9 protein-coding genes are annotated in these 13,072 nt (G+C 36.4%); 1 reads left to right on the plus strand and 8 read right to left on the minus strand.

Features of this window, described 5'->3' with window-relative positions:
* Positions 1-13: 13 nt before the first annotated feature.
* From AM499_RS11740 to AM499_RS11770, 7 genes are all read right to left on the minus strand, one after another.
* A complete protein-coding gene (locus AM499_RS11740; protein ID WP_053590391.1) occupies positions 14-367 on the minus strand; it encodes a YwqH-like family protein in 354 nt (117 codons plus the stop codon).
* 24 nt (positions 368-391) lie between these two features.
* On the minus strand, positions 392-907 hold the full coding sequence (locus tag AM499_RS11745) for a type VII secretion EssA family protein (RefSeq protein ID WP_053590392.1): 516 nt from the start codon (positions 905-907) through the stop codon (positions 392-394).
* Positions 897-3,743 carry a type VII secretion protein EsaA gene (esaA, locus tag AM499_RS11750; RefSeq protein WP_053590393.1) on the minus strand — a complete coding sequence of 949 codons (2,847 nt, stop codon included), beginning with the start codon at positions 3,741-3,743 and terminating at the stop codon, positions 897-899. The genes AM499_RS11745 and esaA overlap by 11 nt, the downstream gene beginning before the upstream one ends.
* Entirely contained in the window at positions 3,740-8,221 is a 4,482-nt protein-coding gene (gene essC, locus AM499_RS11755; protein WP_053590394.1) for a type VII secretion protein EssC, read from the minus strand. The genes esaA and essC overlap by 4 nt, the downstream gene beginning before the upstream one ends.
* A 37-nt stretch (positions 8,222-8,258) precedes the next feature.
* On the minus strand, positions 8,259-9,434 hold the full coding sequence (gene essB, locus AM499_RS11760) for a type VII secretion protein EssB (protein ID WP_053590395.1): 1,176 nt from the start codon (positions 9,432-9,434) through the stop codon (positions 8,259-8,261).
* Between the two features lie 13 nt (positions 9,435-9,447).
* Positions 9,448-9,687, minus strand: coding sequence for an ESX secretion system protein YukD (locus AM499_RS11765; protein WP_053590396.1), 240 nt, complete (start codon positions 9,685-9,687; stop codon positions 9,448-9,450).
* A gap of 332 nt (positions 9,688-10,019) precedes the next feature.
* The gene (locus tag AM499_RS11770; protein WP_053590397.1) at positions 10,020-10,313 is read right to left on the minus strand and encodes a WXG100 family type VII secretion target; all 294 of its coding nucleotides are present in this window, start codon (positions 10,311-10,313) and stop codon (positions 10,020-10,022) included.
* Positions 10,314-11,185: 872 nt separating this feature from the next.
* On the opposite strand from AM499_RS11770, the gene AM499_RS11775 reads away from it, so the two are divergent.
* Positions 11,186-11,386 (plus strand): hypothetical protein, encoded by a 201-nt coding sequence (locus tag AM499_RS11775; protein ID WP_053590398.1) that lies wholly within the window; start codon positions 11,186-11,188, stop codon positions 11,384-11,386.
* Positions 11,387-11,445: 59 nt separating this feature from the next.
* On the opposite strand, the gene AM499_RS11780 is transcribed toward AM499_RS11775, so the two are convergent.
* Positions 11,446-12,945 carry a class I adenylate-forming enzyme family protein gene (locus AM499_RS11780; protein WP_053590399.1) on the minus strand — a complete coding sequence of 500 codons (1,500 nt, stop codon included), beginning with the start codon at positions 12,943-12,945 and terminating at the stop codon, positions 11,446-11,448.
* Positions 12,946-13,072 lie beyond the last annotated feature (127 nt).

A 13,072-nucleotide genomic window follows, 5' to 3' on the forward strand; every position in this document is an offset into this window, starting at 1 on the left:
ATCCCTCCCTTCTTTATTTAGATGCCTTTTCCCTTGCCTCTTCGGCTAATAAATTCGCAATTATTTGCTCTATAGAAGCTATTTCAGCTTGGAGTGATGCTATTTTAGCAGCAATCGCACTAAATACAGCTGCGAACTGGGCTCCAGCTATCTCTAAAAAAGAAGTATGGATTCCGGCTTCCCGAATTTCATCGAAACTAGTGGCAAGTGTCCCATGCCAAGTAGTTGTTGTAAGCTCTGGTTCAAGACATTTATGTTCATTTTCGTTGAATTGAGCCTGCTTATCTGATAGTGATGACTGACATTCGTTCAGTCTTCTTATCTCCTCTTGTTTCTTGTGAAGAAGTGCATAATAATATCCTAACAAACCTGTTCCCCCTCTCCCGAGTGTTTATGGACGTATCGATTTATTTGTAGTAGGAGTGTTCACCATTTTGGGTATAAACACCATGAATAACATAACAATACCTACTGCGATGATTGCGAGTAATATCATCGTTCGTGTCTTATTACCTGCTGGTTCCTCCATATTTAACGAGGTGCCAGATTGCTCTTTTTCCCCTTTGCTTTCATTTGAGAAAAGCTTTAAATCAGAAGTTTTTGCTGAAACTGTGCTTATCTCGCCTCGTTCTGAAGTTTGAAATAAATAGGACGTATCCTCTCGATTTGGAAGTTGACGTCTTCCATCAAAATAAATATTAAATTGCTTTTCAGGAATGGTATTTTTCATTTCTGTCTTTTTACCATCATGCAAATAATCGGTGTTTTTCTTGAACTTCAATTTCTCATAAATAACAGGTTCTAATTCTTTATTAGATTTTTCTTCGTTTGCATGCACAGTTGTTTGTGCTAATAACCAGCTGATCATTAGCACACAAAACAGTAGGGTAAATTGTTTAAAGCTCATAGGCTTCAGCTGCCTTGGCAGATTCCACTTTTTTATTTTTATTCATAAAATAAGAAACGGTTAACATGATTATTGCAATAACGGCTGTTATGATCGCTCCAGCTATAAAACTTGTTTCAGGCTCATATTTAATGGACATATAAACAGTAGATAGAACATCTGGAAGTTTAATGTCTGGAACAGCAAGGATAAGAAGTGGAATGATGTATAAACACATCAAAGCGACACTTGCTATCCAACCTGCCGATTGACCAAATTCAAGAGCAGCTCGAATAATGGAAGCACCCGCCAACAACAAGAGTATCGTGAATATTGTCCACTCAACTGCTCGTTGATCGTTTAGAATATACATGTTGATGCTGTATAGACTTATAATCAGTCCGACTAGTATAGAAAGTATTGCAGTTAATCCTAATCGTAGACCGATTGGACCATCTTTCATTTGATACGTAAAGTATCCTATCAGTAGACTGCTAATAAGCAAAATGATAAATAGAATAACTGGTGGAACTTTTTTTCCTTCATCTGATAAGGTTGCTTCCCCTTTAACTTCTAACGGATTCACGAAGTGATTGAACACATATCCATTCTCTTGACCATCCACATACGTATTCGCAAGAAATTCTTGAATGTCCCCATCAAAATCGGACATAGCATCCACGTTTGTTTCCCACTTGTTGCTGAATTCATTGGAAGTATCTTTAATACCATCGGCTTTCACATGTAAATCATTGGCGTAATTCACTAAACTATTTTGTTTCTGTGATAAAGCTTGAATCATCTCACTTAAGCTAAGGAGTTGATTGCTTACATTTTGTTGTCCTGCCACTACTTCTCCTTCCGTAACTGTTGCTGAAGGTTCGGCTGTTCCCATCGTGGAAGGTGTTTGAATTTGCTGAAGAAGCAAATTCGCTTGCTGATCAATAGAATCTAAATCACTCACTAAGGAAGCATGTTGCTGTTCTGCTGTTTCCTTATATCCAGTCATCATCGCAGCAAAAGTAGTACTTAAATCAGTCATACCGAGCTGAGTTGCCGGGATTCCATCACTCACAGAAGTCCAACTTTCAAGCTCTAGTTCATTCATATCCACCACATTTTTCAATAGAGCGGTTAATATTTCATCCTTTAGAAGTGCGTCTTTATTCGTACTTCCCCCACCTTCATTAAGTGTAAACTCAAATTGTTCCAAGGTAGCATAATAGGAAAGCAACGAATTCAATTCTGTATTCGCCGCACCCTTTGTAAATAATTCTTCCAATCTAGTTTTCTGATCAGCCGATAAACGATCATGCTTTAGAAGAGACTCTTCCTTTTGCTTAATAATGGCTCCAATTTTTGCAGTATCTGCAGGATAGGAATTTAAAATTTGTTGAACAGATTCATATTCTCTGTACACAGAATTGTAGCTTTCTAGCAAGCTTGCATAATCACTTGATGCTTTTACATAATCAGCTGCTCCTGATTGCTTTGCATTTGTCCAAACTGTTTCCTTTTCGGAAATAACTGTTTGAACAGAAGTTAATTCAGCTTGAAGTTGCTCCAGCTCTCCTAGCAATGTAGAGGTTGGGTCTGTTACAGCTACTTTCGCTTTCAAGGAAGTAAGTGCTGATAATATTTCGTTAACCTTCGCACGTTCCTCTTCCATGTTTGGTAGCACAGTATCAGTTATTACAGTTGCTTTACGTGCCATTTCCTCTTGAATCGTTGTTAGAAGTTGTGGATTAGTACCGATATTTTCAATACCTAGTACTCCAGTTCCACTTTTTCGTGCTGCAATACCTTTTTCTAGATTGCTTAGAATTGTATTGTTATATCGATCAATTGCTGTACCTTGAACAACTAGGAGGTCTGAAAGCTGTCGATCAACCTCACTCTTACGCAATTCCGATAGTGCATTGAATTTTTCTTTATTCTCATCAATAATGCCATTTACTTTTACTATTTCTTCATTCAATCTATCGTTGTTTTCTTCTAGTTGTTGTACTGATTTATTAAATTGCTCTGTTTGAGCTGCTGCAGCAGCATGAATTTTTGCAAGACTGTCGTTTTGAACTTGCTGAAGTATTTCTTTTTGTGTATCTTGAAATTGTTTATATTGTTGTACATATGTGATAAAACCATTCATTTGCTGACCAAAAGAATCAGCATTTTGAATACGAGAATTATAGCCATTATTGGCAGAACTAATTTGGGAAAGTAGTCCTTGCATTTGCTCTTTTTGTCTTTTCATTTCTTCTGCCAATGTTTCGGACTCAGGTTTATAATAGCCTGCCATTGCAGTTAAAAATTCTGTTTCTTTCCCTAAAATATTCTTAAATTCTTTCTTAATATGATTCATTTCCTGTGCAACATAGCTCCAGTAGAGTGTGGAGATTTTTTCGTTCACCCTATTAGTAGCTGATTCAATTTCATACAGGACCTTTTCTTTACGAACGCCAGTTTTCTGTCGTTGAACTTGATAAGAGAATTCCGCTTTCTTTGGATTTTGCTGATCATAAGACATAATATTTTCAGAGAAATTAGAAGGAATGTATACAATTGCTTCATACTGGTTGGATTTCAATCCATTCTCTGCTGCCCCGCGTCCCATCACTTCCCATTTATATGGGGAACCATCCGCCAAAATGGAAACAACCTCCACTCCCATATCAACATTTTCATCTTCTTTCGATAGACCCTGGTCTTCGTTAACAATTGCGATTACTCGCTTATTTGGCGTATTTAAATCTAAGATATTTACACCCATTAGTTGAAAAAATAAGATGGGAAGAGCTAAGATGAGCAATATTCCCGCAATCAGTTTCCACATTTTACTTTTATCCGTCGTTTTCATTGAACGATCTTCCTCTCAATCTTGCATAACGGGGTTAGAACTTTTGTAGCATTCCCGTTTAAAATATAATGTGCAAATCCTAGCGGAAGTTCCGCTTCTTTTCGTTCGTATGCCAATGTATATAATGTCTGCTCTGATTTCTTCATAAATAGAAGTGCTTGTCGGACTAGCTTCAATTCATTTGTAAATGCATCATATCCTTTCGTGATTTCAGCGTTATTACCAGAAACAATGACATTAAATCCTAAATGTGAATACTTTTTCATCAGCTTGGAGAGTCGATCTTGTATACCAGGATCTGCAAGCTGTAAAAATCTTGTGTAGCCATCGATAATGAAATAAGAAAGCACTATCTTTGGTGTTCCGTTTCCTTGTTGTAAACTTTCTAAATACTCTTTTTCTACATTCACGTAATATTGTTCGATATGTGTGACCCAGTTAACAAGAGCCTCTTTCGTTTCTAAATAATTTACTTTTGATTCCTCTGAAAACATGGACAATCCACGATCGAAACTATCAAATACTGCAATAAAGCCTGTTTCCTGCTCTTCTAAATTTTGAATAATCCATTTCAACGCATTCGTTTTTCCTCTTTGAACTTGCCCGACAAGAAGGCAATGACGATTTTTTTGGAAATTAATTGTCACTGGACGAACCGTTTCTTCATTTAATCCAATTGAAACAATTCCATTTTCTTTTTTACGATCGATATAAACAGGAAAGCTGATGGATGTTAATTCGAAAGGTAGCATCGGTATTGGTTTAGGAAGTTCATACTCGCTATATTTAGCTATTAAAGATTGAACTTTGGATTTAATTGCTTCCAATACGTCAAAATCATCCACACCACTTGCAGGCAAGAAAATTTGTGCAAATTTGACATCCTCTTTTTTAACAATAGCTCTTCCAGGGAATGGTTCCAAATCAAATGGAACTCGACCTACAATTCCATAAGCTTCACTCGTATCAAATAAATAATGAATAATTTTTGTTTTTAAGTTATTCATTAGTGACTGTCTTACAGATTGCACTCTTGTTGCCGTAATCAATAAATAAATTCCCAGAGATTGCCCGTCTCGTGCGAATTGGATTAACTGTGCTTCCAATTCTTCCATCTCTTCGCGGACAATATCATAATTATCCACAACGATATAAATTAGCGGTAATGGCTTTGCAGTCAGATTATTGTACATATGAATATTACTAACTTCTGCTTGTTGGAACGCTATTTTCCTTTCGGAGATTTCTTTTTTCATTAATTTTATTAACTTTTCACGTTTTAACTCTTCGTCAATCGTGAAATAATCCGCTGTGTGGGGAAGCTGTCGAAGCGGTAGCAACGAACCGTTCCCATAATCTAACATATAAAAATGCGCTTCACTCGGAGTTAACCTACTACTAATCCCTAATAGCATCGTTAATAAAGTGTACGACTTTCCATATCCAGAAGAACCAAAAATACCTACGTTTCCATCCTTTTTCCAGTCATAAGCAATTGGTGTTTGACTCTGTTTCTCCGGCTCATCCATTATTCCAATTGGAAAAGCCAGCTTTGTAGTTAATTCTTCTTTTGGACTTTCTATTCTTAATGCGAGTGGAGGCAACCAAGGACTAGCTAGCTTCTGAATGGACAATTCCTCTTGAATTTTTGCTATTTTTGTAGTGACAGCTTCCATTTCTGTTAGACTGCTCTTTTTCCTGCTCACATTCGTTTCAATACCAGAAAGCGGATATAGACCAAGATCGGTTACTATAGCTACATCGTCTTCTCCTTCAAGCGTTTCTTCCATATAAGGTGACCCGCTCCAGGCAGATTGGAACAATTCATATACTTCGTTATTCCCTACCTGTAAATATCCACGACCTGTAACAGTGATTGTTGCAGCATCCCCGTTTTTTAATATTTCTTTACTATCGGATGCATCCTGTACTTTCAATGCAACACGGAAACGTGCATTACTCCAGATCTGTTCATCAATGATTCCACCCGGCTTTTGAGTTGCCAAAATCAGATGGACTCCTAGACTTCGGCCAATACGTGCTGTACTTACCAGCTCACGAATAAATTCAGGTTCCTCGCTTTTCAACTCGGCAAATTCATCTGAAATTAAAAACAGATGTGGCAAGGGCTCATTCGCCTTTCCTTCTTTATAAAGTGTCGTGTAATCATCAATATGTGCGACACTGAACTGATCAAACAGACGCTGTCTACGCTTCAGCTCACTATTAATAGAAGCAAGTGCACGCATACTAAAGTTTTTACTACCCTCAATATTTGTGATCGTACCTAAAAGATGAGGAATATTTTTAAATGGCTGTGCCATCCCCCCACCTTTATAGTCAATCAGTAAAAACGCCACTTCATGCGGATGAAAATGAACGGCCAGCGATAGAATATATGTTTGAAGAAATTCACTTTTACCCGATCCTGTTGTACCAGCTAATAAACCATGAGGTCCATGTGCTTTTTCATGAAGATTTAAATGGACAAGTTCTTTTTTTCCTTTAAAACCAATTGGGACAGCAAGAGATTTAGCTGATTCATTGGTCTTCCAATTTCTGCTTATCGGTACATCTTCTACATCTTTCACTCCGAACATTTCCAAAAAGCTGACGGAGTTTGGTATAGAGTTTTTCATGCCTATTTGATGATTAAGCGTTTTTAGGGTACGAGCAAAACGTTCATTCGTCTCCTGTTCGTATTGATCCAAGTGAAAAGGTTTTTCTAGTGCCTTTCCAGCGTCGATTAAAATATCTCCTTCTCGTTCATTCACATAGCGGACTAGTGTATGAACATTTTCGGTCATTCTCTCTTGTGCAGTTTCGGCAAAAATGACGGATATACCAAGATCCTTATTATTTTTGCGTTCTAAATATTCGAGTATGACATGCTCTGCTAGTAAGGAATAATCCGTAATGATGAAAATGAGATGTGGAGCAAATTTTATTTTCCCTTTCATTTCATCGGCATCACGTTCTCGTATTATTTCATAAAGCGACGACAGCAACTGATCGCGTGTCTCCTCATTATGAATCAAACCCTTTGCATGCATATGAGGTAACGTAAAATGTGGCAACCACTTTATCCACTCGATATCTTTGTATTCTTTATTATTGAAAACGCAAACGAATCTTACATCGTGGTAACTATGAGAAAATGCGAGTTGCCCAATAATTTGCTGCAGCTCTCGTTTAATAACCGATTCTTTCCCAATCAGACCTAATATCCCCTCTGATAAGTGTGTTGTAATGGGTGCATTTGGGAGTTCTTTATACACTTTTTCCATTCGTTGCGCCTGTTCGAGAAGGTCATCTACTTCTCTATTCGCAAGATCACCAGATGACAGAGTAATCTCATAGCTTGCAGGAGCTTGACCAGTACCAAGTCTAAATTCCAAAAAGTCATGACTGTCTAATGTTCTTTCCCAGATTCGACCAGACAACTGCTTCGTCATTTGTTTCATTTCTTCAAAAGACGGGAAATGATACTCTAATACAAATTTTTGTTTTTCAGAAAGCTCATAAAGCTCTTGACGCATATTATTCAAGTAAGCAGTATATACTCGTCGCCTTTTCTCCGCATTCAACTTTCGTTTTTTTCGATCTTTAAAGTATTGAACCGTCGATGTGATTAAAACCAATACAAACAAAGTAACGGAAATAATAATATAAGTCCCTCTTGGAATAAAAATTGCAACAACACCCATTACGATTAACATAACGAGTGGCAGAGCGATAATTAGCCAAAGACTTCGACCATTATCATCGCTTTCCTGAGTAGGAAACGATAAGGAAACCTTTTCTTTTGGTAAATCATATATCATCCGAGGTGTCCGTCTATACTCAGGGTATATATTTAGTATTTCGGATTTAGGTACGTCTATCTCGGGAAGAATAGTTTCATATTTTACCGAAGAAACGACTTCCAACATATCCTTTTCAACAAGTTTCATTTCCATAAACGCCCACTGTATGACGTCACCTATTTGGAGAACATGATTAGATTCGGAACGTTTTCCGTTTACATATAAAGGACAATTAAATTCTTTCTTAATAATCCAACCAGCTTCAATTTTATTTAGCGAAAAATGTCCAAACTCCACTTCTGGAAACTGGACTTCTTGTCTTTGGAAAGTTGCATTTTCTTGTTGGCAATTAAACGATATTTCATTTTCATAGTCGATAAAGTATGTCTTTGATGAAATAGGTGAGTAGGATATATATAAACGAAGAACACGCTCTCGTTGTTCAATGGTGATGCCTTTCGCTATACTTATATCTCCTATTTTTTTATTGCCATCATGGACGTAATACTTATTGTCTTCTTTCTTAACTGTTATTGGCCCATGAGTAAAAGGGTAGGACAATATCGTGAGATCGTGCTCAATACCAGGTCCAATTGTGAGGGATGATAAATCATTTCCCTCCCAATTTAACCGTTGATAATCATCCCCATAAAAAACCCATAACTGCAACACTTAGTACACCTTCTTTCAATCCGTTGTTATTTTCCACTTAGTTATCGGATTCCTCTTCTTCTTCCATCAGTTTTTCATATTCTTCTACTTCTCTATCTATTTCCTCTACAAGTGTTTGAATTTCTTCTCCTGAAAGATCTTGATCTGCTTTTATTTCCTCTCTTCTCTTCAATAATCCATAAGTAATTAGCTCTCCATCTTCCATGGCACGTGCTATATCAACTGCATTCTCCGCTTCTCCTCGACCTATGTAAATCCAATACTTCAAATAATCTACATCAGTTTGAAGAGTTATGTTAGAAAGCACATTCTTTTTCTGTTCCTCGTCTAATCGCTCATTTGTAACGGTAGAATAGGCAAGTTCATAAAGAACGACATACGGCATGGACTTGACACTATATGGACTCAGTTCGGTAACAACTTGACTGTAATTTTGACCTAGAAAATATTCATGGCCAAGGGTATATGCTTCGTTTTTGGGTTTTTCATGAATGAAATAAATAATAGTAAAAACGATTGCAGGGAGTAGTAAAACCCCAAATCCGATAGATAAGCCCTTTGTAATTTTCCACTTTTTGCGTGGCAACCTAACATTTTCTTTTTCTCTAATTTCTAGCTGGTCAAGCTGTTCACTAATATAGTTCAGTAATGATTGGCTGTCTTGCATCGACATGATGGATGAACCGATTTCTTTTAACTCTAGAATCTCCGAATACTTTAAGTACTCTTCAAATGTGAAGGATCCATCAATAGCAGCTGCTGCAACTGCTTTCGTCTCTAACCAAAAGCGTTCTTCATTTTTTTCAAATGGGGGAAGGCTGCCTTGCACTCCATAATAAATGAAGAGAGGCTCCATTCCTCTGCTATATACAGTATTTTCTGGGCAGACAATGAGATTGAGGCGTGGATATGGGTGGGAATGAACCTTCTCAACAAGCTGATAGGCGAACATCCATCGAGATTTTTCATCTTCCTTATGGATTTCACTAAATCGTTTAAAGGTATTAGGAATTTCTGCTTGAATGATCAATTCGTCATCTGTAATGACTATGTCTTTCGTAATTTTTGGATTAACTTCTTTCAGAAATATAATCTCAGAAGTCCTTTTAAAACCAACTCGTTCCTTCTGGAATACAAAAGTGGTTTTATTATCTTCTTGATTAATTTCTGCTCCTATCCGATTTTTCAAATATGTATGTATGTTAGTCGCCATTTATATTGCTCCTTCAAATGATTTCAATACGATCACCGGTCGTAATCCCACACGCTTCCATCGTCAGATGCCCTGGGTAGATTTTATCCTTATTAACTACTCGAACCCAATGCCCTTCACGCGGAGTACTGGAAATTGAATTTGCTTGCCATGCAATATCAATCATTTTTTTCATCGTATAATAATTAGAAAGCCTTAAATCGATTACATTACTCTCATAATTCGAAAGATCTACCGTAATCTCTATATACATAATTCGTACCTCCTTAAAAAGCGACAGTCGTTTATTGATGGTGATGTGAAATGAAAATTGGAACAATCTATATTCTTAAGGAAAAAGCGTCTTCCAATGAGGAACACGCTCTCAGACTGTTGACAAACGCTCGCATTCTTCGTTACTTGCACTTCTTTGTAAGCTCATGAACTAATAAGTTCTATTCGCTTCCGCATCGTGCTGCGTGTCTCGAATGACAAGCGTTTTCAAGACAGTCTGAAGTGACACCTTCGAAATTTGATTTTGTCAACGTGAAAGCGTCTTCCAATGAGGAACACGCTCTTTATTTAACCCAACTAAAAAGGAACCACTTATCCGCGAATTTGTCCTGCAATTTGTTGGTCTGCGTCTTGAAGCGCTTGACCAGCACGGCTTAATTGAACTCCAACTTCACTTAAAAGCTCACGCATTTCATTAAAGTGTGGTTTTAATCTTTCATATTGCTCAGCAAACGCTGCACTTGAAGCACCTTCCCAAATAGATTGAAGCTCCCCGATCATTCCATCTAGACGACCAATTTGAGAAGCTACTTCACTTGATTCATGGTTGTAACGTCCAGCCATAGCATCAAGCTCAGCGGGTGTTACGCGAATAATTCCTGACATTCCATACATCTCCCTTGTTATATAATTTAGTAAAATTTATAAAATAACTGCCTTCAAAAGTAATCATCCGTTCTCAGATAGTAGAACAAATAAATCACCTTTTACTTACAGATATTCCTGACCTTGTGCTTTCTATGAAACCACCAAAATATTAGGAGTAACTTCCGACTATTCTAAAATACTCAATTAGCGAAGTGCCCTCTATATGTGTTGAAAACATTGCACTACTTATGAATTACCAACTTTTGACTTACATCCACATTACTTTCATCCCCCATATAAATAGGAGATAAACCTAAATTGAAAAATAAATTTATTATTCTTGTAATAGTTGTAATGGAAATTACTAGAAATATAATTTCCTAAGTTTTCCTTAATATTATAAATAACACTCTATTTTCTCTCCGTCAAAGAAATCCAAAACGTCATATTTTTCGAATAGAACTATCATCACACAGACTATTGTCACTAAACTTAAAATATTTAATTTATCTATTAAATATTTTTCATTTCTATCTTTTATATATCCAAAAATATCAAATATATATAATTAATAATTACTTTTATTACTTTAGGTTTATTTTTCTAAGGTCAGAACTCAACAAATGTCTCAGCATAAAGATACTTCAAACTGTAATTTTTTATGAAAAAATATAATTACAGAATTATTACAGGTGCCAGGCACCTGTAATAATTCATATTATTGCTTTGCAGTAGGTATTTTATGTTGTGGCAAATTTACTCATAAAATTATTAATTGAATAGTAACAACATCGTTAAATTATTATTTTTTAGGTAATATTAATTAAAAAGGAATCATTGATAATGGTTCAAATTACATGATATACTTCATTTGTAAAGGAGTGGAAATATTGAGAGAAATAAGTGGACTTAAAAAGTACAAATTCTATCTTGTTTTTCAAGGTGGAAAAGAGTTAGCTTTTGAAACAAATACAGATATTAGAACTGCAAAAAGAGAATTTGTTAACGGGAATATTTTTGTTACTACTGAAAATAAATACACAATCAATATTTCCCAGTTAAAAAGCTTAAAAGTTAAAATTCTGCAATAAAAATAAAGAAAAAGCATTTCATTCATAAAGGAATGAAATGCTTTTTTATTTTCTCGTAACTATCCTTCACTTCTCAATGCATTTTTTAGGACTTTTCCGCTTGCGTTTCTAGGGAGACTTTCGATTATAACTACTTCTGCAGGTAATTTAAATTTTGCCAGTTGTTTTGAACTAAAAGATAAAACATCTTCTTCTGTTAATGTTTGACCTGGTTTTATTACAACGAAAGCTTTTGGTACCTCACCATAAATCTTATGGGGCACCCCCACTACTGCTGCTTCAAGAACTTCGGGAATTTGATATAACACTTCTTCTACTTCTACAGGATATACATTTTCCCCTCCTCGAATGATCATGTCTTTTTTACGATCTACTATATAAAGTAACCCATCCTCATCAAATCTACCTAAGTCTCCACTATATAACCATCCATTTTGTATCGCTTGTCTGGTTTCCTCTTCATTTTTTAAATATCCCTTCATTACTTGTGGACCCTTTACTACAATTTCCCCAACTTGGCCGACAGGGAGCTGTTCGCCAAATTCATTCACTACTTGCACCTCTGTCTGAGGTAATGCCTCTCCAACTGAGCCAACCTTATCTAAAGCAAAATGGTCTTTCAAGGTGGTAGCAGCGGGAGAGTTTTCTGTTTGCCCATAAAGGTTTTGCACCTTGACATTAGGATAGAACGATTTCACTTTTCGAACGAGCTCATACGGCATTGGGGCAGCTCCATATGTAAAGAGACGTAAATGAGGAAGCTCTATTTCAGACATTTTAGGTGTATTCAATAAAATCATATACATCGCCGGTACCCCAAAGAAAATAGTTATTTCTTCTTTCTCCATTGTATTGAGTGCTTTCTCAGGTGAGAAAGCTTCTTCAATGACAATAGTCCCCCCTGCATAAATGACAGGAATACAGAAAACATGACTAGCCGCACAATGAAATAAAGGAGTAACAATTTGTACACGGTCACTGTCCTTATACCCTACCGCTTCGCCCCAAATCTCTGCTGCCGCTTTTACATTAGCAGCTGTCAACATAACCCCTTTTGGTTTACCGGTTGTTCCTGACGTATAAAAAATAACTGTCGTATCCTCTGGATGAATAGGCGTATCATTAAATGGAATGGTTTCGTCCATTAAAACAGCTTGTAAACTATCATCTTCTCCAACTCTTAAATAATCTTCAAATTGTTCAAACGTATCTTTAATTTCCTCTAGGGCAGAATTGAAAGAAACATCATATATAAGCACACTTGCTTTGGAATGTTTAAAAATATAATCCACCTCTGGAGCGGTTAGCTTCGTATTCACTGGCAATACCGTAAATCCCCCAAGCTGACATGCATAGTAACAAGTTAAAAAGTAATCGGAGTTATTCAAATAAACAGCTATAATGTCCTCTTTTTTATATCCCTTTTCTTGAAAATACCCTGCTAAACGCTTAGCCTGTTCAAAAAACTTTGCATATGTCGTTTCTCTTCCTTCAAACTTCGTAATTACTTTTTCAGGCTGATTTAAAGCATGTAGTGCCAACTTTTCAGAAACAAACATCTCCCAAACCCCTTTGTCGTTGTAATGTGAATCGCTCGATAATTATCTGAAAATTAAATCATTTAAAACTATTATACTTCCAACCATGTAAAAATAAAAGTATGGAGATCGAGCCTTTGTTGCAGGA

This window comes from Bacillus sp. FJAT-22090 (assembly GCF_001278755.1).
Taxonomy (GTDB): domain Bacteria; phylum Bacillota; class Bacilli; order Bacillales_A; family Planococcaceae; genus Psychrobacillus.